The organism is Agromyces solani, from assembly GCF_058349925.1.
The window spans coordinates 1,094,331-1,115,611 of record NZ_JBYRER010000001.1 but is presented as its reverse complement, the minus strand read 5'-3'; the positions used below and the strand labels follow the sequence as shown (position 1 = coordinate 1,115,611).

The window sequence follows — 21,281 nt, the reverse complement described above, 5'->3', positions numbered from 1 at the left end:
TGACGCTCTCGGGGCCCTCTCAGAACCGCGCACCGTAGGCTGGGTGGAATGCTCCCCCGCATCCTCGGCCGGGTCGTGATCGTCGGCACGGCCGTCCTCGCCGCCGTGCTCCTCTGGCCGCAGGCGTTCGGCCTGCAGAACCAGTGGATCGCCGCGCACGTCGTCGCGCTGCGCGGCGTCGCCGCCGTCGGCGGAGCGGTTGCGGCGATCCTGTTCGCGGTGCTCGCCGTCCCGCGGCGCCCACGGCGGTTCGCGATCGCCATGGCGATCGTGTTCTCCCTGTTCACGGCGGGCCAGGTCGCGGTGCTCGCGGTGCGCGGCACGGGCGGCGCGGTCGGCGCGGCGACCGCGGCGGCCGACGAGGGCGGGGATGCCTCGGCGACCGGGTCGACCGTGACGGTGCTGTCGTGGAACACGCTCGGCGAGGTGCCCGACGCATCGACCATCGCGGGGCTCGCCCTCGACGAGGGCGCCGACGTGGTCGTCCTCCCCGAGACGACCGATTCGCTCGGCGAGGAGGTCGCGATCGCGATGCGCGAGGGCGGATCACCCATGTGGGTGCACACGCAGGCCTACGACGACATCGCGAAGGCGCGGTCGACGACGCTGCTCATCAGCCCCGACCTCGGCGACTACGAGGTCGTCTCGGCCGGCTATCCGGGCCCGCCGGGCAACACGAACACGCTCCCGAGCGTCGTCGCCGACTCCGTCTCGGGCGACGGGCCGCGCATCGTCGCCGTGCACGCGGTCGCGCCCATCCGCTGGGAGCTGCGCAACTGGCGCAGCGACCTCGACTGGCTCGCCGCGCAGTGCGCGGGCGACGACGTCATCATGGCGGGCGACTTCAACGCCACGATCGACCACTTCGCCTGGCGCGGCGCCGACGGCGGCGACCTGGGTCGCTGCCGGGATGCCGCGGCGCAGGCCGGATCGGCCGCGCTCGGCACCTGGCCGACCGACCTTCCGCCCCTGCTCGGCAGCCCGATCGACCACGTGCTCGCGACGCCCGGCTGGACGGTCGAGGACTTCGGGGTGATCGACTTCCTCGATGATGCGGGGAGCGATCACCGGCCGGTCGTCGCGACGCTGGCGCGAACGGGGTGACCGGTTCCGGCGAGAGCCGGGCCCGACGCCGGTGCGAGAATGGGGGCATGGCGAACTCGAGCGACACCTCCACCACCGAGACCGCGGCTGCGGCGAACCCCTCCGGCGACGACGCCGGGCGCAACGCGAACCGGTCGACGACGCCGGGTTCCGAGGGGTTCAAGGCGTTCATCTCGAACGGCTGGGCCGAGCGCGACGAATCGCTGCCCGAGCCGCGCCCGCAGGCCGCCCACGCCGCCGCACGCCGCGCGAAGGTGTCGGCCGAGTTCCCGGGCCAGCGGCTCATCGTCCCCGCCGGCGACATGAAGCAGCGCGCCAACGACACCGACTACCCGTACCGGGCGCACTCGGCGTTCGCGCACCTCACGGGTTGGGGCTCCGACTCCGAGCCGGGCGCCGTGCTCGTGCTCGAACCGACGGGCGATGCCGGCCACGAGGCGACGGTCTACTTCCGCGAGCGCGCCGGTCGCGACTCGGAGGAGTTCTACGCGAACCCGGCGATCGGCGAGTTCTGGATCGGGCCGCGCCCCTCGCTCGCGCACGTCGCCGCCGACCTCGCCGTCGCGACCCGCGACATCAGCGCGTTCGACGCCGTGATCGACTCGGTCGACACCGCGACCCTCGTCGTGCGCGAGGCCGACGCCGCACTGACGGAGCGCGTCGACCACGCCCGCATCCGCTTCGCCGCAGAGCGCGTGCTCAGTGAGAACGCGCAGGACGCGGCCTTCTCGCTCGAGGTCGGTGGCGAGCACGAGCCCGACGGCGAGCTCGCTCGCGTCGTGAGCGAGCTGCGGCTCGTCAAGGACGAGTACGAGATCGGCCAGATGCGCGCCGCGATCGACGCGACCGAGCGGGGCTTCGGCGAGGTGCTCGCCGAGCTGCCCCGCATCACCTCCGAGGTGCGCGGCGAGCGGGTCATCGAGGGCGTCTTCGCCACCCGCGCCCGCCTCGACGGCAACGACGTCGGCTACGGCTCGATCGCCGCCGCCGGTCCGCACGCGACCATCCTGCACTGGACCCGCAACGACGGCCCCGTCGTCCCCGGCGACCTCGTGCTGCTCGACGCCGGTGTCGAGATGGACTCGTACTACACGGCCGACATCACGCGCACCTTCCCCGTGAACGGCACGTTCTCGCCCGTGCAGCGCCAGGTGTACGAGGCCGTGCTCGAGGCGGCCGACGCCGCGTTCGCGATCGTGAAGCCGGGCATCGTGTTCCGCGAGGTGCACGCGGCGGCGATGCAGGTCATCGCGCGCAAGACGGCCGAGTGGGGCTTCCTGCCCGTCTCTGCCGAGGAGTCACTCGAGCCCGACAACCAGTTCCACCGTCGCTACATGGTGCACGGCACGAGCCACCACCTCGGCCTCGACGTGCACGACTGCGCTCAGGCGCGCCGCGAGCTCTACATGGACGGCGTCGTCGAGGAGGGCATGATCTTCACGATCGAGCCGGGCCTCTACTTCCAGCCCGACGACCTCACGGTGCCCGAGGAGTTCCGCGGCATCGGCGTGCGCATCGAGGACGACATCCTTGTGACCGCCGACGGCGCCGAGAACCTCTCCGTTCGCATCCCGCGAACGGCCGACGACGTCGAGGCGTGGGTGCGCGGCGCCGGCCGCTGATCGGACGCGACGCTGAACTCCCGACCGGAACTCGCGTCTCCGAGGAGCTCTGCGAATCGGAGGAGCTCTGCGAATCGGAGGAGTTCTGCGAATCCGAGGAGGGCTCGCGCCCGATTCATCCGCTGAATCGCAGATCTCCTCGCGATCGCAGATCGCTCCCGCAGAGACGAACGGTTCGGAATCCCCCGGCGCTCAGGCGCGTTCAGCAGCCGCTGCCCGCCGTGCCCGCCACCAGGCCCAGAAGCGGGCGAGCTGTCGCTTCGTGAACGCGGCGAGCCGCTTCGCCCATGCGAACTCGGTGCCGAGGATGGCGAGCCCGAGGAACACGACGAGCCACCCCGGCCCGGGGAGCGGCACGAGCAGCAGTCCCCCGATCGTGATCACGCCGCCGAGGACGGCGATGAGGACGCGATAGGCGCGGAGGAGGCCCGGCCGACGCCCGATCGACCGCCGCAGCCGTCGCAGCATGCGACGGACGGGCCGGTCGTGGCGCTCGGCGTCGGCGATCTCACCGGCGATCTCGAGTTCGAGGGCGGGCCGTCGGGCGTCTCGTCCGGAGGTCATGCGGGTCAAGATATATCGCGAGTCTGGGAGCCGGCCGGGTCTGGCGGGTCGCGATGGCGGAGGGTTAGGGTCGGGACGAACCCGATCACCCACACGCTGGAGGATCCATGTCGCACCGTCCCAACACCCTCGCCGTCCTCGGCGCCGCCGGCCTTGCCGTCGTGGTCGCCACGACACCCGCGGTCGCCTCGGCCGCGCCGGGCGGGCCCGTCGGCTCCGGGGCTCCGCAGTACAGCGCGGGCGCCGACGGCGCGGGCGATCCGTACTTCCCCCTCGCCGGGAACGGCGGGATCGACCTGCGCCACATCGACCTCGACCTCGACTACACGCCGCCGGCGGCGGCGCCGGCCCCGCTCGAGGGCCGGCTCGACGGCGTCGCGACGATCGACCTGCGCGCCACGCAGAATCTCCACCGCTTCAACCTCGACCTGCGCGGCCTGACCGCCACCTCGGTCGTGGTCGGCGGCCGCCCCGCGACGTTCGAACAACTCGGCGACGAACTCGTCATCACTCCACGGACCAAGCTGCACCGCGGCGCACAGGCGCGGGTGGTCGTCGAGTACGGCGGCACGACCACGCGGCCGACCGACATCGAGGGCGCGCTGTACGGCTGGGTGACGACGCGCGACGGTGCGATGGTGGTCTCCGAGCCCGACGGTTCCTCGACGTGGTTCCCGGTGAGCGACCACCCGACCGACAAGGCGAGCTACGACTTCGAGATCACCGTGCCCGAGGGGCTCGTCGCGGTCGCGAACGGCACCCTCACCGGGTCCGAGACGGTCGACGGCCTGACCACGTGGAACTGGCACGCGCCCGACCCGATGGCGGCGTACCTCGCGACCGCGAGCGTCGGCGACTACGTGCTCGACCGGTACACGACCGATGACGGGCTCGAGATCATCGACGCGGTCGACCCGGCCGTGAAGCCCGAGGATTCGGCGTCGCTCGCCCTGACCGGCGACATGATCGACTTCTTCGAGGACCGCTTCGGCCCCTACCCGTTCGTCTCGTACGGCGCGATCGTCGACGACGACACCGTCGGCTACGCGCTCGAGACGCAGACCCGTTCGTTCTTCTCCCGACGAGCGAGCGAGGGCACCGTCGCCCACGAGCTCGCCCACCAGTGGATGGGCGACCATGTGAGCCCCGGTCGCTGGGCCGACATCTGGCTCAACGAGGGCTGGGCGACCTACGCCTCGTGGATGTGGGGTGAGGAGCAGGGTCGCGACACCGCAGCGGAGCGCTTCGACGAGGTGATGACCATTCCCGCCGACGACGAGTTCTGGAGCCCCGTGGTCGCCGAGCCCGGCCCGTTCGGCCTCTTCGCCGACCCCGTCTACGACCGCGGCGCCGCGACGCTGCACGCCCTGCGCGCCGAGATCGGCGACGACGCCTTCTTCGAGCTCGCGAAGGAGTGGGTGGCGCGCTACGGCGGGGGCACGGCGACGACGGCCGACTTCACAGCCCTCGCCGAGGAGGTCTCGAGCGCCGACCTCGACACGCTCGTCGAGGTGTGGCTGTACACGCCTGAGAAGCCGACCGCCTGGTAGGCGGAGCCGTCAGGCGCCGTCGCTCTCCGACGCGCGACGGCGGGCGGCCTCGGCCTCGCGGGCGGCCCGGCGCGCGGCATCCTGCGCCTCGCCGTACGTGAGGGCGCGCGGCTCGTCGACCCGGCCTGCCGAATCGGATGCCTCGTCGCCGGCGCCGGACGCCGCACCTGCGTCGCTCGGCGTGGTGGCGGGCTCATCGGACGCAGCGGGCGGCACGGTCGGAGCCGACTCGCGCGCGGCCGGAGCCGACTCCCCCGCTGTGCCGAGCACGTTCCGCGCGCGGGCGATGTGCGAGGGGTCGGTGATGATGATCGCGTAGCGCATCGCCAGCACCTGGATGTTCGAGGTGAAGTCGCGCCGGCGCCGGTTCACCGAGTACGAGACGACGCTGAAGATCATGCCGAAGCCGGCCCCGATGAGCACGGCGGCGCCGAGGATGCCGAACGACGCCCCCGACGGCGCGAAGATGAAGAACAGCAGTCCGAGGAACAGGCCGAACCACGCCCCCGAGATGGCGCCCGCGCCTGCGGCCCGGCTCCAGGTCAGCCGGCCCGTGATGCGTTCGACGGTCGTCAGGTCGGTGCCGATGATCGCGAGCTCCTTCACGGGGAACTCGGCCTTCGACAGCCGGTCGACGGCGGCCTGCGCCTCGGCGTACGTCTCGAAGCTCGCGACCGTCTCGCCCTTCGGCATGGTCGGAAGCTCGCGGCCCGCGCGGCCGCCGAACGGGCTCTGGTTCGTCACCCGGCCATTGTCCCACGATGCGGCGTCCGGCGTCCGGATGGCGCCCGGCACGAGGCATCCGGGGGCTAAGTTTGTAGCGTGAGCGCCACGAGAGTCTTCGTCGCCCGACTCGCCGGGTGCGCCGTCTTCGACCCCAACGGCGATCGAGTGGGCAAGGTGCGCGACGTCCTCGTCGTGTACCGCAAGAGCGACCCTCCGCGCGTGGTCGGGCTCATCGTCGAGATCCCCGGCAAGCGCCGCGTGTTCGTCTCGATCGGGCGCGTCACCTCCATCGGCGGCGGACAGATCATCACGACCGGCCTCATCAACCTGCGCCGCTTCGAGCAGCGCGGCGGCGAGGTGCGCGTGATCGCCGAGATGCTCGGCCGCAAGGTCAGCTTCAACGACGGCTCCGGCACCGCGACCATCGAGGACGTCGCGATCGAGGAGCAGGAGCCCGGCGAGTGGGAGGTCGACCAGCTCTTCGTGCGGCGGCCCAAGGGCGCGTCGCCGTTCTCGAAGGGCCAGTCGGCCTACGTCACGTGGCGCGAGGTGCGCGAGCAGATCGCGAAGGGCGAGGCGCAGTCGGCCGAGCAGCTCATCGCCACCTACTCCGAGCTGAAGCCCGCCGACCTCGCGTCGACGCTGCTCGACCTGCCCGCCCAGCGCCGCCAGGAGGTCGCCGAGGAGCTGCCCGACGACCGCCTCGCCGACGTGCTGGAGGAGATGCCCGAGTCCGACCAGGTCGACATCCTCGCCGGTCTCGGCGACGACCGCGCGGCCGACGTGCTCGACCACATGCAGCCCGACGACGCGGCCGACCTCATCGCCCAGCTGCCCGAGGAGCGCGGCGAGCACCTGCTCGAGCTCATGGAGCCCGAAGAGGCGGAGGACGTCCGGTTCCTGCTGTCGTACGGCCCCGACACCGCCGGCGGTCTCATGACCACCGAGCCCATCATCGTGTCGGCCGACGCGACGGTCGCCGAGGGGCTCGCGCTCATCCGCCGCCACGACCTGCCGCCCGCGCTCGGCGCCGCCGTCTGCGTGACGCTGCCGCCCTACGAGCCGCCGACCGGCCGCTTCCTCGGCATCGTGCACTTCCAGCGCATGCTGCGCTACCCGCCGCACGAGCGGCTCGGCACCCTCATCGACCAGGGCCTCGAGCCCGTGACCGCCGACACCTCCGCCGCCGAGGTCAGCCGCATCCTCGCGAGCTACGACCTCGTCTCGGTGCCGGTGGTCGACGAGAAGCATCGACTCGTCGGGGTGGTGACGATTGACGACGTGCTCGACTACCTGCTGCCCGATGACTGGCGAAGTCACCCCGACGAACAGGAGCTGGCCAAGCGCACCACGGCGCGGGCCCAGCTGACCACGGGGAGCATCCCCATCCCGTATGGAAGGAGGGGCGCAGATGGCACGCGCTGAGTCGGAAGACCGTCGATTCGACACACCGAAGGGCATCCGCCGCACCGCGACCTTCCGCGGGTCGGGCGACAACGACCGGTTCGGCCGCTTCACCGAGTGGGTGGCCCGCGGCATGGGCACCCCGGGGTTCCTCGTGGGGCTGTCGGTGTTCGCGATCGGCTGGATGGCGTGGAACACCTTCGCGCCCGAGGACTGGCGATTCGACTCGATCGCGATCGGCTTCACGGCGCTCACCCTCGTGCTCTCGCTGCAGGCCTCGTACGCGGCCCCGCTCATCCTGCTCGCTCAGAACCGGCAGGACGACCGCGACCGCGTGCAGATCGAGCAGGACCGCCAGCGCGCCGAGCGCAACCTCGCCGACACCGAGTACCTCGCCCGCGAGGTCGTCGCGCTCCGCCTGGCCGTGAAGGACCTCGCGTCGAAGGAGTTCATCCGCGCGGAGCTCCGGGCGATGCTGGAGGAGCTCGACCGCCGCGACGACGAGGAGGCCGAGCGTGCCGGCTGACGTCCCACACGACGACACGGCGATGCGCGAGGAGGCCGTGCGGCGCGCACTCGCGTCCGTCATCGACCCCGAGATCCGCAAGCCCGTCACCGAACTCGACATGGTCGACCGCGTCGTCGCCCGCGAGGGCGGCCGCGTCGAGGTCGGCATCCGGCTGACGATCGTCGGATGCCCCGCCTCCGACCGCATCGAGCGCGACGTGCGGCAGGCGGCCGAGTCGGTCGTCGGCGCCGGCAACGCCGACGTGGAGCTCTCGGTCATGACGCCCGAGCAGCGCGCGGCGCTCACCGAGCGCCTCCGCGGCGGGCGGGCCGTCCGCGGCAACCCGTTCGGGCCGGGCACGCTCACCAAGGTGCTCGCGGTCACGAGCGGCAAGGGCGGCGTCGGCAAGTCGACGGTGACGGCGAACCTCGCCGTCGCGCTCGCGGCGCGCGGCCTCTCGGTCGGGCTCATCGACGCCGATGTGCACGGGTTCTCGATCCCCGGGCTGCTCGGCCTCGTCGACGGCGAGGGCACGGCGACGCGGCCCACCCGCGTCGACGAGATGATCCTGCCGCCCGTCGCGCACGGGGTGAAGGTCATCTCGATCGGCATGTTCATCGAGCCCACCGAGCCGGGGGCGCGCGCCTCGTCGACGGCCGTCGCCTGGCGGGGCCCGATGCTGCACCGCACCCTCTCGCAGTTCCTCACCGACGTCTACTTCGGCGACCTCGACGTGCTGCTCGTCGACCTGCCGCCCGGCACCGGCGACATCGCGATCTCGCTCGGCCAGTTGCTGCCGAACGCCGAGGTCGTCGTCGTCACGACCCCGCAGGCCGCGGCGGCCGACGTCGCCGAGCGCTCGGGCGTCGTCGCACGCCAGACCGGCCAGCGCATCGTCGGCGTCATCGAGAACATGGCGGGTTTCGTGCAGCCCGACGGCCAGGTGCTCGAGCTCTTCGGCTCGGGCGGCGGCGCGCTCGTCGCCGAGCGCCTCTCGGCCGGTCAGCCCGAGCCCGTCCCGCTGCTCGCGAGCGTGCCGCTGAGCATGGCGCTGCGCCAGGGCGGCGACGACGGCGTGCCCGTCGTCGCGTCGGCTCCCGACGACCCCGCGGCGCGCGCCATCGAGGCGGTCGCCGCACGGCTCGCCGGGATGCCACGCGACCTCGCCGGTCGTCGCCTCGACGTCTCGGTCCGCTGAGCCGTCGCCGGTCGCCCGGCCCCGACCGCGCTCGCGCTCGCGCTCGCCGCACGATCTCCCCGCCGAGCGTTGCCGTTCCGACCGGTCGTGACCACGCGAACGGCCACACTCGGCCGGAACGGCGACACTCGCTGATCCGGATCGGGCGTCACCCGATCAAGCGCCGGGTGACGGCTCCACGACGCGGGCGAGCAGCTCGACGAGCAGGCGCTCGGTGAGCGGGCCCGGGAGGGCCTCGACGAGCGCGAGCACCGGCGCGAGCCGATCGGGCAGGGCGTCCTCCCCGCCGAGCAGCCCCGCAGCGGCGAGCACGGCGGCGGCCGAGTCGGCATCGAGCGAGCCGGCGAGCCCGGCGAGCGCCGCGATGCCTCCCGCCTCGAGCGCCTCTCCCCCGAGCGCGCCCGGCAGGGCCTCGGCCAGTCCGGCGAGGGCGACCCGTCCGTCGATCTGCGGGATGCCCCGCACCTCGTCGGCCGCCGCGACGAGCGCGGGCACGAGCTCGGGCAGCACGCGTTCGGTCACCGGCGTCACCGTCAGGTGCGTCGTGTGCGGGAGGCTGGTGCCGTCGGCCTGCACGAGTCCGGGCTGCAACTGCAGCTGCCAGCCCGCCGAGCGCGCGGCATCCGCCCAGTGGTGCGGGTCGACCCGCGCGGTGACCGGCGCCTCCTCGTCGGCGGCCACGGCGAGCAGGGGACCCGTCGGTTCGCCGACGACGCGCAGGCCCTCGATGCCGTCGATCGCCGCACGCAGCTCGGCCGTCGCGCGCGCCGACTTCGCCGTCAGGTCGCGGAATCCCGGCTCGCCGAGCGCCTCGATGATCGCCCACGCCGCGGCGAGCGGCCCGGCCGGCTTCGAGCCCGTCATCGTCGGGTTGACGACGGGGTAACCCGGCCAGCCGGTCGTCGCGAAGTACTGGTGGCGCTGCCGATCGCGTCCGCGGGTGAGCAGCACCGAGGCGCCCTTCGGCGCGTACCCGTACTTGTGCAGGTCGGCGGAGAGGCTCGTGACCCCGGGCACCGAAAGGTCCCAGGCGGGCAGCGCGTCGGGCCAGAACGCGAGCGCGAACCCGCCGATGCAGGCGTCGACGTGCAGGGCGATGCCGCGCGGCGCGGTGATCGCGGCGACGTCCGCGACGGGGTCGAGGCTCGCGAACGGGTACGAGGGCGCGCTGACCACCACGAGCGCGACGTCGTCGCCGAGGCGCTCCTCGATCGCGGCGGCGGCGAGCGTGCCCGTCGCGGGGTCGACGGGCACGAGGTCGAGTTCGAGGCCGAAGTAGTGGGCGGCCTTGTGGAACGCGGCGTGCACCGTCACGGGGGCGACGATGCGAGGCACCCGCGGCGTGCCGACGCGCGCGGTGCGCCAGGCGTCGCGGGCGGTCTTCACGGCGAGCAGGCAGCTCTCGGTGCCGCCCGAGGTCACCGAGCCGACGACGACCTCGCCGTCGACCCCTGCGCCGTCACCACCGCCGAGCACGCGACGGGCGAAACCGACGACGTCCCGCTCCATCGCGGCGACCGAGCCGAACGTCGTCGGGTCGAGTCCGTTGACGGGCTGCACCCGACGAGCCGCACGGCCGGCCAGCTCGTCGAGCTCGTCGAGCCCGGAGTCGTACACGTACGACAGCACGCGCCCCCCGTGGGTCGGCGCGTCGGCGGCGCGCAGCGCGTCGAGGTCGCGCAGGATCTCGGATGCCTCGCGGCGGAACCCGATCATCGGGTGCTCCCTTCGGTGGTGCCGGCGCCGCCGGACGGTCCGGTCGTGCCGGGCGGGCCGGCGACGGCGGCCACGGCGGCCGCATCGGCATTCACGTCGCCCCGCCGCAGCGGGTAGCCGCGCAGCACGACGACGCTGATCGCGACGAGCACGGCGGGCACGAGGCTGAACGAGAGCGCGATGCCGGCGATCGCCGCCGCCGACTGCTCGACCGTCTCGGCCCCCGTCGACTCGAGGTAGCCGGTCGCCGCGAGCATGATCGTCAGCAGGGTCGCGCCGAGCGCCATCCCCGCGGTCTCCCCCGCCGTCCACACGCCGCCGAAGCTGCCGGCGTGGTCCCGCCCGGTCTGCCGGGCGTCGTGCGAGATGACGTCGGGGAGCATCGCCATCGGCAGCGACTGCATGCCCGCGTACGCGGCGCCCGCGACCCCGACGGGCAGGTAGACCCACGGGCCCGGCGCCCAGACGAGCAGGCTCATGGCGAGCGCCGCGACCGCGAACACGATGCTCGCGATGCGGAAGCCCCGCTCCTTGCCGATGCGGCGCGCGAGTCGCCCCCACAGGGGCGCGAAGTACAGCGCGGGGGCGATGAGCGCGACGAAGAGCAGGGTGACGGCGGTCTCGGACTCGAGCACCCACGTCGCCACGAACTGGGCGCCCGCGAGCATGAGCCCGGTCGCGAGGCCCTGCAGCACGAACACCGACAGCAGCACCCGGAACGGCCGGCTGCGGCGCAGCGCGCGCAATCCCTCGCGGTACCCGCCCTCGGCGGCCGCGGCCGGCGGGATCGCCGCCGGACGGCCGAGGCCCGAGGCATCCCCCCGCCTCGCCGTACCCGCGGCGATCAGCATGCCGACCCCGATGACGACGCCGGCCACGACCGCCATGACGAGATAGCCCGTCGCCTCGTCGTCGAACGCGTTGCGGATCTCGGGGCCGCCCGCGCCGAACAGCAGGATCGCGAACGTCAGCACGACGACCCGCCAGGTCAGGAGCCGCGTGCGGTCGTCGTAGTCGGCCGTGAGCTCGGCGGGTAGGGCGATGTACGGCACCTGGAACAGGCTGAACGCCGTCGCGGTCCCGAGGAACGCGACGAACACCCAGGCACCGGATGCCTCGGGGCCGACGCCGGGCGGCACCGCGAACGTGAGCGCGAATCCGACGGGCAGGCCGACCGCGCCGACGAGCATCCACGTACGGCGCGTGCCAGTGCGGACGAGGGCGCGGTCGCTGCGGGCGCCGATCCACGGGTCGATCACGACGTCCCAGACCTTGGCCGCGGTGACGACGAGTCCGGCGATGAGGGCGCTCACGCCGAGCGTGTCGGTGAGGTAGTAGACGAGGACGAGCCCCGGCAGCGTCGCGAACCCGCCGGTGCCGAGCGAACCGATCGCGTAGCGGGCGACGACGCCACGGGACAGGGGACGCTCCGCTGCGGTCATGGGGGAAGTGTACTCACTCGGCGGACAAGTGGGTCAATTGACCTAGACTGTGCGCATGCGCGCCCAGACCGCCTCCCCCGACCTGTTCCGCCGCCTGACCGACGACGTCGTCGCGTCGGGCTCGGAGACCGCCGCCGTGCCGACGCCCTCGACGGGCGAGACGCTGCACGAACTGCCCCGCTCGAGCGCCGACGACGTGCGCGATGCCGTCGACCGGGCCCGGCTCGCGCAGCTCGCGTGGGCCCGCGCCGGCTTCGCCGCGCGCCGTCGTGTGCTGCTCGCCGCGCACGACCTGCTGCTCGAGCGGCGCGAGGAGCTGCTCGACCTCATCCAGCTCGAGAGCGGCAAGACACGCGGCCAGGGCTTCGAGGAGATCTACCAGGCGGCCTCGGTGACCCGCTACAACGCGATCGCGGCCCGCAGGGTGCTCCGCGGGCGCCCGGTGCGATCGGGGGTGCCGACGGTCGCGACCACGCGCGTGCGGTTCGCCCCGAAGGGGGTCGTCGGCGTCATCACGCCGTGGAACTACGCGCTCAGCCTCGCCGCGATGGACGTCGTGCCCGCCCTCGCCGCCGGCTGCGCCGTCGTGCAGAAGGCCGACGACCAGGGTGCGCTGACGATCCTCGCCCTGCGGCGGGCCTTCATCGACGCGGGCGTTCCCGAGGCGCTCTGGGCCGTCGTGACGGGCGAGCCGGGCGAGGTCGGCGAGGCGCTCACCGACACCGTCGACTACATCTGCTTCACGGGTTCGACCGCGACGGGTCGCAGGATCGCCGAGAAGGCCGGCCGACGACTCGTCGGCGCCTCGCTCGAGCTCGGCGGCAAGAACGCGCTGCTCGTGCTCGACGACGCCGACCCGGCCCGCGCCGCCGCGAACGCCGCCCACGCGTGCTTCTCGGCGATGGGCCAGCTGTGCGTCTCGATCGAGCGCATCTTCGTCGACCGCCGGATCGCCGGCGATTTCGAGCGCGAACTCGTCGAGCGGCTCCGCACGGCGAAGCTGGGCGCCGCGGTCGGGTTCGGGACCGACTTCGGCTCGCTCGCGAGCGCCGCGCAGCTCGCCCGGGTGCAGGCGCACCTCGACGACGCCGTCGAGAAGGGTGCGACCGTGCTCGTCGGCGGCAAGGCGCGCCCCGACCTCGGGCCGTGGGTCTTCGAGCCCACGATCCTCACCGGCGTGACCCCCGACATGCGCGTCTACGCGGAGGAGACGTTCGGTGCGATCGCGTCGCTCTACCTCGTGTCGGGCGACGAGGAGGCCGTGCTCGCCGCGAACGCGAGCGAGTACGGGCTGAACGCCGCGGTATTCACCGGGTCGACGCGCCGCGGCCACCGGGTCGCCGATGCGCTCGAGGCCGGCAGCGTCAACATCAACGAGGGCTACCGCGGCTCGTTCGCGTCGGTCGCCGCCCCGATGGGCGGCGTGAAGCAGTCGGGTGTCGGCCGGCGCAACGGCGAGGCCGGGCTGCTGCGCTTCGTCGAGCCGGTGACCGTCTCGCAGGCGACGGGCCTCCTGCAGCTGCCGCGCACCTCGGCCGAGTACGAGGCGCAGGCGCCGCTGCTGCTGCTCCTGGCCCGGGCGCTCAAGGCCGTGCGCCGCGCCTGACGCGGGCCCCGGGATGCCTCCGTCCGAGGCATCCCGGCCGATCAGGTGGCTTCGGAGTCGAACGGCGCGGGCTCGCCCGCGGCGAGGGCCTCGCGCTTGCGCTTGCGCTGCAGGTAGGCGGAGTTCTCGTTGACGCCCGCGCGCGCCACGACGGGTGCCGGAGCCGGTGCTTCGGCGAACGGGTCGGCGTCGGTGAGCGCCTCCCTGATGATGCGGCGCGGGTCGTACTGGCGCGGGTCGAGCTTCTTCCAGTCGACGTCGTCGAAGTCGGGGCCCATCTCTTCGCGCATGCGGTCTTTCGCCCCGTTGGCCATGTCGCGCATCGAGCGCACGAGCCGACCGAGCTGGGCCGCGTAGTGCGGCAGGCGTTCGGGCCCGAGCAGGAAGACGGCGATCACCCCGATGATGAGGAGCTTCTCGAACGTCAGACCGAACACCCCTACAGGATAGTCGGCGGCGAGGCATGCGAACGCCACGTCGCACGGCCCCTAGGCTGGGGTGTCGAGAGAGCCGCCACCAGGGAGCTGAACCGTGTCCGAACACGACCTGAACTGGAAGTACGTCGACGAGTCGGTCGTCGAGTCCGAGCCGATCACCAAGGCACGCCAGCAGTCGCTCGAACTCGGCGTCGAACCCGTCTCGCCGGCGGTGGGTGCGCAGCTCGCCGTCATCGCCGCCGCCTCGCGCGCGAGCTCGATCATCGAGGTCGGCACCGGCGTGGGCGTCTCCGGCCTGTGGATGCTGCAGACCGCGCGCCACGCGATGCTCACGTCGATCGACACCGAGAACGAGTACCAGCAGCACGCCCGGCAGCACTTCGCCGACGCCGGCATCGCTGCGGCGCGGGTGCGACTCATCGCCGGTCGCGCGAGCGAGGTGCTGCCGCGCATGAACGAGAGCTCGTACGACATCGTCTTCATCGACGCCGACGCCCCGTCGGTCATCGAGTACGCCGAGCACGGCCTGCGGCTCGCGAAGCCCGGCGGCAGCGTGCTCGTCGCGCGCGCCCTCTGGAAGGGCCGCGTCGCCGACCCGGCCAAGCGCGACGAGGCGGCGAGCGCCTTCCGCACGCTCATCACCGAGCTCGCCTCCTCGACGGCGGTCGCGACCGCGATCTCCCCCGCCGGCGACGGACTGCTGCAGATCGTCAAGCTCGGCGCCTGACCGGTCCCGGTCGAGGAGCGCGCGCAGTGCCGCGGGCGACGAAGGCGCACGCGTCTCGAGCCCCTCGCCCGACGCGGTCGTGATACGCACCGCGGCACGCCCACCGGGTGCCGCCCGTTAACGCAGCGAGCCCCGAGATCGCTCTCGGGGCTCGGGCAGTGCGTTGCGACTCAGGCAGGGTTCACGACGCCGCCGAGGACGTCGTACAGCTCCTTGGCCTCAGCGTCGTTCACCGAGACGACGAGGCGCCCCCCACCCTCGAGCGGCACGCGCACGATGATGAGTCGCCCCTCCTTCACAGCCTCCATAGGCCCGTCTCCGGTGCGTGGCTTCATGGCCGCCATTGAGCTCCCCTTTCGCTGCTGAGATTCCATTATCGGACATCCCGAGCGTTGCTGTGAAATCGCCGCGAAGTTGTGGACAACCCGTCGGACCGGATTCGCCGGTCGTTCACCCGCCGCCGGCCGCCTCGGATGTCAGGATTCCTGCCCCGATCAGGGCGGCGTCCAGTCGTAGTCGTCGATGCGCCAGACCCCGGCGATCCACCAGTACTGCAGCGCAATGAAGAGCAACGCGATCGACCAGCGGTACCATCGCGCCCGCGGCACCGCGAGGGCGCCGACGATCGGGAACAGCGGCGCCAGGATGCGGAACGTCGACGACTGCGGGAAGAACACCGCGAAGAGGTAGAGCCCGTAGCTCGCGAGCCAGAACCTGATGTCGACGCCGAGCCGTCGCACCGCGGGCAGGAACAGCACGGCGGCGAACCCGAGCACGAGCACGGCGACCGCCGCCATCCCGGCCCACGCCGGCAGCCCGATCCACGACGCCCACCACGCTCCGCCCTGGAACCAGGGCGTGAGCGGCACGAGCTCCTGCCGGCCGATGTAGGCCGACCGCCACGCGAGTTCCGTCTCGGTGTACCCGTCGACCTGGCCCGTCGAGATCCACACGACGAGCGGCCACGCGAACCCGGCGAGCACGGTGAACAGCCCCACGCCGACCACGACGAGCTGCTCGCGCGGCGGGAACGGATCACGGTCGCGATGCCACCAGCGCCACACGAAATGCAGGCCGAGCGTGAGCGCGAAGGCGAGTGCGCCGGGCCGCGTGAACGCCCACGCGGCGACGACCGGCACGAGCCATCCGTACCGCCGGTCGACGAGCAGGAGCAGCGCGATCGCGAGCCAGAGGAAGCCGAGCGATTCGGCGTACCCGAACTGCATGATCGGCGAGACCGGGGCGATGCAGAACAGCACGACGGCGAACAGTGCCCGGTCGGGCTCGAGGAAACGCGACATGAGCCGGTGCAGCACGAGCGCCGCGCCGTAGCCCGCGACGACCGCGACGACGACCGCCGCGAGCTTCCACGGCACGCCGACGAACGTGACGGCCTCGGTCATGCTCGGGTACACCGGCAGGAACGCCCACGCGTTCTCGGCGACGTGGCCGTCGTCGGCGAGCGGAAGCTCGCGCGGATACCCGCCGATCGCGATGACCTCGTACCAGCGGGCGTCCCAGATGTTCGCGAAGTCGAGGTAGCCGGGCTTCGCGTCGGTCCACCCGTTCGGACCCTGCTGGCGCGCGACCTCGATCACCATGATCGTCGTCAGCACGCGCGCGCCGACGTAGACGAGGGTGACCTTCACCCACCAGGGCAGCAGCCGCCAGCGCACCCGCGGCGAGTGGCGCGTCGCCCGGGACGGATCGGGTTCGCGCAGCGCCGACCCGGGATTCGTCGATTCGGGGCTCATGCCCCGGTGAGCCAGGCCCGCAGCGCCCGCTCGGTGTCGACGATCTGGCGGATCGCGACCCGCTCGTCGTCGGCGTGGGCCTTGAGCGGGTCGCCCGGGCCGAAGTTCACCGCGGGGATGCCGAGAGCGCTGAAGCGCGCGACATCCGTCCAGCCGTACTTGGGGCGCGCCTCGGCGCCCACCGCGCGCACGAACTGCTGCGCGAGGGGCGCGTCGAGCCCGGGGCGAGCGCCCTCGGCGCTGTCGACGATCTCGACCTCGAACCCCTCGAAGACGTCGCGGACGACGTCGGAGGCCTGCTCGACGCTGCGGCTCGGCGCGAACCGGTAGTTCACCGTGAGCACGGCCGCATCGGGGATGACGTTGCCGGCGACGCCGCCTTCGACGATCACGGCGTTGAGGCCCTCGCGATACGCGAGGCCGTCGACCTCGACCGTCTCGGCCTCGTACTCGGCGAGCCGGGTGAGGGCGGGCGCGAGCTTGTGGATCGCGTTGTCGCCGACCCAGCTGCGGGCCGAGTGGGCGCGCACCCCGGTCGTGCGCACCTCGGCGCGCAAGGTGCCGTTGCAGCCGCCCTCGACCTGCCCGTTCGACGGTTCGCCGAGGATCGCGAAATCGCCCTCGAACAGGTCGGGCCGGTTGCGGGAGAGCCGGCCGAGCCCGTTGAGCGAGGCGGCGACCTCTTCGTGGTCGTACCACATCCACGTGAGGTCGACGACGGGTTCGGTGAGCTCGAGCGCGAGCTTCAGCTGCACCGCGACGCCCGCCTTCATGTCGACGGTGCCGCGACCCCAGAGGTACTCGTCGCCGTCGATCGTCTCGAACCGCGTGGGCAGGTTTCCGTTGATCGGCACGGTGTCGATATGCCCGGCGATCACCACACGGCGCTCGTGCCCGAGGCTCGTTCGGGCGACGATCGTGTCGCCGTCGCGGATCACCTCGAGGTGGGATGCCCCGGCGAGCGCCCGCTCGATCAGGTCGGCCAGCGGCGTCTCGTCGCCCGACACGCTGTGGATGTCGCAGATCGCCTGCGTGATGGCGACGGCGTCGGCGGTGAGGTCGAGCGTAGCGGGGATCGCGGAGGGCATTCCCCGAGTCTATTCGGGGCGATCCGGCACCGTCGCGAATGGAGGGGGAAGCGCACGCCACGCCGCGCAACGGTGGCCCGACGCGCCGCGCGGGCGGTGGGAGTTCCTCCAGTCGGCGGGGTCTCCGCGCGTCACACGCCCGACACCCCTCGCTACCCTTGAAGCATGCCCGCGAACGACGACGCCATCAGCCCTGCCCGCACGGCCTCCGCCGCCGGGCTCACGACGATCGCCTGCGACGGCACGGTGCTCGACGCGTGGTTCCCCGCACCGCGGCTCGGCGCCGAGGCATCCCCCCTCGCCCCCGAGCACGCGGCGCTCGCGGGCGACGACGCCCGGCGCAACGTGCGCGTCGAGGTCGTCGAGCTGACGATCGACCTCGATGCCGCCCCCGCGGGCACCGCCGACGCGTACCTGCGACTGCACGTGCTCTCGCACCTGCTCGCGGCACCGAACACGATCAACCTCGACGGCGTCTTCGCGCACCTGCCCGCCGTCGTCTGGACGAACGCCGGCCCGGTGCACCCGGCCGACTTCGATCGGCTGCGCCCCGCGCTGCAGCGCGCGGGCATCCACGCGACGGGGCTCGACAAGTTCCCGCGGCTCCTCGACTACGTGACGCCCGAGCGCGTGCGCATCGCCGACGCCTCGCGCGTGCGCCTCGGCGCGCACCTCGCGCCCGGCACGACCGTCATGCACGAGGGCTTCGTCAACTTCAACGCCGGCACGCTCGGCACCTCGATGGTCGAGGGCCGCATCTCCCAGGGCGTCGTCGTCGGCGACGGCAGCGACATCGGCGGCGGGGCATCCATCATGGGCACCCTGTCGGGCGGCGGCACGCAGCGCGTCGAGATCGGCGAGCGGGCCCTGCTCGGGGCGAACTCGGGCATCGGCATCTCGATCGGCGACGATTCCGTCGTGGAGGCCGGACTCTACGTCACCGCGGGCACGAAGGTCGTCATCGTGGGCGACGAGGGCGAGGAGCGCACCGTGAAGGCGGTCGAGCTCTCGGGCCAGCCGAGCCTGCTGTTCCGGCGCAACTCGCTGAGCGGGCGGGTCGAGGTGCTCGCGCGCGACGGGCACGGCATCGTGCTCAACTCGGCGCTGCACGCGTAGGACTTCGGCGCGCGGGTTCGAACGGGGCAGGTGGGTCATGCGACCCATTCGGTCGGGGTACAGTGGTGCTTCCGAGGCCGCCGCGTGGCGGCCTCGTCACGCGCATCACGAAGGAGTGACGTGGGTACCGACGCCCCGAGGACCCGCCGCCACCGCGGCCTGAGATTCCTCATCGGCCTGCTGGTCGCCGTTCTCGTCCTGGGCGTCGCCGGGGCCGGTGTCGGCTGGTGGACGGTGCAGCGCTCCTTCCCCACGACGAGCGGCCGCATCGACGTGCCCGGCCTCACTGCGAGCGTCACCGTCTACCGCGATGACGCGGGCATTCCGCAGATCGTGGCCGACACGAGTCGCGACCTCTTCTTCACGCAGGGCTACGTTCACGCCCAGGACCGCTTCTGGGAGATGGACTTCCGCCGGCACGTCACGGCGGGCCGGCTCGCCGAACTCTTCGGCGAATCGCAGGTCGGGACCGACGCCTTCATCCGCACGCTCGACTGGCGCGGCATCGCCGAGCAGGAGTACGAACTGCTCGACGACGAGTCCCGCGCGTTCTACGAGGCGTACGCCGACGGCGTGAACGCCTACCTCGCCGAGCGCTCGGGTGCCGACCTCTCGCTCGAGTACGCCGTGCTCGGGCTGCAGAACCCGGGCTACTCCCCCGAGCCGTGGACCCCCGTCGACTCGATCGCCTGGCTCAAGGCGATGGCGTGGGACCTCCGCTCGAACCTCGGCGACGAGATCGACCGGGCGCTCCTGTCGAGCGAGCTCACGCCCGAGCAGGTCGCCGAGCTCCACCCCGACTACGCCTGGGAGCAGATGCCGACGATCGTCGGCGGCCCGATCGGCGCGCAGCCGGCGGCGGTCGAGAGCCGCCTGCTGGGTGCCGACGGCGCACCGACCGCCGCAGGCGACGCGACGACGGATGCCTCGGCGCCCGGGTACACCGCGCCGTTGACGTCGCTCGCCGCGGCGCTCGACGACCTGCCCGAACTGCTCGGCCCCGAAGGCGGCGACATCGGCTCGAACTCGTGGGTGGTCTCGGGGGCGCTCACGGAGAGCGGCAAGCCGCTGCTCGCCAACGACCCCCATCTCGGGCCGGCGATGCCGTCGATCTGGGCGCAGATGGGACTGCACTGCGCCGAGATCACCGACGAGTGCGCGTTCGACGTGGCCGGTTACACCTTCTCGGGCCTGCCCGGCGTCATCATCGGCCACAACGAGCGCATCGCCTGGGGATTCACGAACCTCGGCCCCGACGTCGCCGACCTCTACCTCGAGCGCGTCGACGGCGACGCGTACGAACTCGACGGCGCGATGGTGCCGCTCACGCTCCGCGAGGAGGTCATCGAGGTCGCCGGCGGCGATCCCGTGACGATCACCGTGCGCTCGACCGCCCGCGGGCCGATCGTCACCGGCATCGGCGACGACTTCGCCGCCGTCGCCGAGACCGCCGCTGAGGCATCCGGTTCGGATGCCGGAGCGCTGCAGGTCTCGCTGCAGTGGACCGCGCTCACCCCGGGTACGACCGCCCAGGCGATCTTCGCGCTCGATCGAGCGCGCGACTGGGACGGGTTCCGTCGCGCGGCATCGCTGTTCGACGTGCCGTCGCAGAACCTCGTCTACGCCGACCAGGAGGGCAACATCGGGTACCAGGCGCCCGGCAAGATCCCGGTGCGCAAGTCGGGCGACGGCACGATGCCCCTGCCCGGCTGGACGAGCGCCAACGGCTGGAGCGGCATGCTGCCGTTCGACGAGCTCCCGAGCGTGCAGAACCCGCCGGCGGGTTACATCGTGACGGCCAACAATGCGGCCGCCGGCCCCGCCGGCCCGCTGCTCACGAAGGACTGGGACTATGGCTACCGCGCGACCGGCATCGACTCGCGCCTCCGGGCGGCGCTCGAGGGCGGGGCGAAGCTGACCGCCGAGGACATGTCGTCGATCCAGCTCGACACCGCCGACGCGAACGCCGCCCGGTTCCTGCCCGTGATCTCCGAGCTCGAGCTCTCGGGCGACGCCGCCCGCGGTGCGAAGCTGCTCGACGGCTGGAACGGGCACGCCGATGTGGAGAGCGCCGAGGCCGCCTACTTCAACGTGTTCTGGCGGACGCTGCTCGACGACCTGTTCGGCGGGCTGCCCGCCGAGACGCGGCCGCAGGGCGGCGACCGCTGGTTCGCCGTCGTCGGCGCACTGCTCGGCGAGCCCGACGCGGCGTGGTGGGGCGAGGCCTCAGGCGACGCGACGGCTCGCGACACGGCGATCGCGCGAGCCCTCGCGGCGGCGTGGGGCGAGGCATCCCACCTGATGGGCGACGACCCCGACGACTGGCGCTGGGGCGACCTGCACACCCTGACCCTCACGAACCAGAGTTTCGGCGAGTCGGGCATCGCCCCCATCGAATGGCTGTTCAACCGCGGACCCTACGAACTCGGCGGCGGCTCGGCGATCGTCAACGCGATCGGATGGGACGCCTCCGTGGGATACGGAGTCGACTGGGTGCCGTCGATGCGCATGGTCGTCGACCTCGACGACCTCGATCGATCGACCTGGATCAACCTCACGGGCGCCTCGGGGCACGCGTTCAACCCGCACTACGACGACCAGGCGCCGCTCTGGCAGCGGGGTGAGACCCGGGCATGGCCGTTCACGCACGAGGCGATCAGCGCGGCCGCGCACGACACGCTCGTGCTGAAGCCGGGCGAGTAGTCCGAGCAGCCGTCGA

Annotated in this window: 18 protein-coding genes; 10 read left to right on the top strand and 8 right to left on the bottom strand. The window is 72.6% G+C overall.

From position 1 onward, the window contains the following. Positions 1–48 precede the first annotated feature (48 nt). Entirely contained in the window at positions 49–1,104 is a 1,056-nt protein-coding gene (locus AC3RJ7_RS05190) for an endonuclease/exonuclease/phosphatase family protein (RefSeq protein ID WP_491454752.1), read from the top strand. Between the two features lie 47 nt (positions 1,105–1,151). After that, a complete protein-coding gene (locus tag AC3RJ7_RS05185; protein ID WP_491454751.1) occupies positions 1,152–2,726 on the top strand; it encodes an aminopeptidase P family protein in 1,575 nt (524 codons plus the stop codon). Positions 2,727–2,918: 192 nt separating this feature from the next. On the opposite strand, the gene AC3RJ7_RS05180 is transcribed toward AC3RJ7_RS05185, so the two are convergent. Further along, on the bottom strand, positions 2,919–3,290 hold the full coding sequence (locus AC3RJ7_RS05180; RefSeq protein WP_491454750.1) for a TIGR02611 family protein: 372 nt from the start codon (positions 3,288–3,290) through the stop codon (positions 2,919–2,921). A 107-nt stretch (positions 3,291–3,397) separates the two neighbouring features. Here AC3RJ7_RS05180 and AC3RJ7_RS05175 point away from each other — a divergent pair, with 107 nt between their 5' ends. Then, positions 3,398–4,840 carry a M1 family metallopeptidase gene (locus AC3RJ7_RS05175; protein WP_491454749.1) on the top strand — a complete coding sequence of 481 codons (1,443 nt, stop codon included), beginning with the start codon at positions 3,398–3,400 and terminating at the stop codon, positions 4,838–4,840. A gap of 9 nt (positions 4,841–4,849) precedes the next feature. Here the strand turns inward: AC3RJ7_RS05175 and AC3RJ7_RS05170 are convergent, their stop codons facing one another. Next, on the bottom strand, positions 4,850–5,584 hold the full coding sequence (locus tag AC3RJ7_RS05170; RefSeq protein ID WP_491454748.1) for a YflT domain-containing protein: 735 nt from the start codon (positions 5,582–5,584) through the stop codon (positions 4,850–4,852). Between the two features lie 78 nt (positions 5,585–5,662). Between AC3RJ7_RS05170 and AC3RJ7_RS05165 the strand changes: the two genes are divergently transcribed. Genes AC3RJ7_RS05165 through AC3RJ7_RS05155 form a run of 3 tightly spaced genes read left to right on the top strand, consistent with a single transcriptional unit; the run spans position 5,663 to position 8,676 of the window. Next, positions 5,663–6,991 carry a magnesium transporter MgtE N-terminal domain-containing protein gene (locus AC3RJ7_RS05165; RefSeq protein ID WP_491428442.1) on the top strand — a complete coding sequence of 443 codons (1,329 nt, stop codon included), beginning with the start codon at positions 5,663–5,665 and terminating at the stop codon, positions 6,989–6,991. Beyond that, positions 6,978–7,496 (top strand): DUF1003 domain-containing protein, encoded by a 519-nt coding sequence (locus AC3RJ7_RS05160; RefSeq protein ID WP_491454747.1) that lies wholly within the window; start codon positions 6,978–6,980, stop codon positions 7,494–7,496. Before AC3RJ7_RS05165 ends, AC3RJ7_RS05160 begins: the two co-directional genes overlap by 14 nt. Before the next feature lie 22 nt (positions 7,497–7,518). Continuing rightward, positions 7,519–8,676, top strand: a complete 1,158-nt coding sequence (locus tag AC3RJ7_RS05155) for an Mrp/NBP35 family ATP-binding protein (protein WP_491455231.1) — start codon at positions 7,519–7,521, stop codon at positions 8,674–8,676. A gap of 156 nt (positions 8,677–8,832) precedes the next feature. Here AC3RJ7_RS05155 and AC3RJ7_RS05150 read toward each other — a convergent pair whose 3' ends face one another. After that, entirely contained in the window at positions 8,833–10,392 is a 1,560-nt protein-coding gene (locus AC3RJ7_RS05150) for a pyridoxal phosphate-dependent decarboxylase family protein (RefSeq protein ID WP_491454746.1), read from the bottom strand. Further along, entirely contained in the window at positions 10,389–11,834 is a 1,446-nt protein-coding gene (locus tag AC3RJ7_RS05145; protein ID WP_491454745.1) for an MFS transporter, read from the bottom strand. The genes AC3RJ7_RS05150 and AC3RJ7_RS05145 overlap by 4 nt, the downstream gene beginning before the upstream one ends. 55 nt (positions 11,835–11,889) lie before the next feature. On the opposite strand from AC3RJ7_RS05145, the gene AC3RJ7_RS05140 reads away from it, so the two are divergent. After that, positions 11,890–13,440, top strand: coding sequence for a succinic semialdehyde dehydrogenase (locus AC3RJ7_RS05140; RefSeq protein WP_491454744.1), 1,551 nt, complete (start codon positions 11,890–11,892; stop codon positions 13,438–13,440). 41 nt (positions 13,441–13,481) lie between these two features. On the opposite strand, the gene AC3RJ7_RS05135 is transcribed toward AC3RJ7_RS05140, so the two are convergent. Then, positions 13,482–13,877 carry a sec-independent translocase gene (locus AC3RJ7_RS05135; protein ID WP_491454743.1) on the bottom strand — a complete coding sequence of 132 codons (396 nt, stop codon included), beginning with the start codon at positions 13,875–13,877 and terminating at the stop codon, positions 13,482–13,484. A 94-nt stretch (positions 13,878–13,971) separates the two neighbouring features. Between AC3RJ7_RS05135 and AC3RJ7_RS05130 the strand changes: the two genes are divergently transcribed. After that, on the top strand, positions 13,972–14,604 hold the full coding sequence (locus AC3RJ7_RS05130) for an O-methyltransferase (RefSeq protein WP_491454742.1): 633 nt from the start codon (positions 13,972–13,974) through the stop codon (positions 14,602–14,604). 170 nt (positions 14,605–14,774) lie between these two features. Here the strand turns inward: AC3RJ7_RS05130 and AC3RJ7_RS05125 are convergent, their stop codons facing one another. From AC3RJ7_RS05125 to dapE, 3 genes are all read right to left on the bottom strand, one after another. Then, positions 14,775–14,948, bottom strand: a complete 174-nt coding sequence (locus tag AC3RJ7_RS05125) for a DUF3117 domain-containing protein (RefSeq protein ID WP_067875042.1) — start codon at positions 14,946–14,948, stop codon at positions 14,775–14,777. Between the two features lie 150 nt (positions 14,949–15,098). Then, positions 15,099–16,358: a hypothetical protein gene (locus AC3RJ7_RS05120; RefSeq protein ID WP_491454741.1), complete on the bottom strand. Its 1,260-nt coding sequence runs from the start codon at positions 16,356–16,358 to the stop codon at positions 15,099–15,101. Continuing rightward, positions 16,355–17,446, bottom strand: coding sequence for a succinyl-diaminopimelate desuccinylase (gene dapE, locus AC3RJ7_RS05115; RefSeq protein ID WP_491454740.1), 1,092 nt, complete (start codon positions 17,444–17,446; stop codon positions 16,355–16,357). The genes AC3RJ7_RS05120 and dapE overlap by 4 nt, the downstream gene beginning before the upstream one ends. A 165-nt stretch (positions 17,447–17,611) precedes the next feature. Between dapE and dapD the strand changes: the two genes are divergently transcribed. Next, positions 17,612–18,562, top strand: coding sequence for a 2,3,4,5-tetrahydropyridine-2,6-dicarboxylate N-succinyltransferase (gene dapD / locus AC3RJ7_RS05110; protein WP_491454739.1), 951 nt, complete (start codon positions 17,612–17,614; stop codon positions 18,560–18,562). 120 nt (positions 18,563–18,682) lie between these two features. Continuing rightward, complete coding sequence (locus AC3RJ7_RS05105; protein WP_491454738.1) at positions 18,683–21,265, top strand: penicillin acylase family protein; 2,583 nt, start codon at positions 18,683–18,685, stop codon at positions 21,263–21,265. Positions 21,266–21,281: the final 16 nt, after the last annotated feature.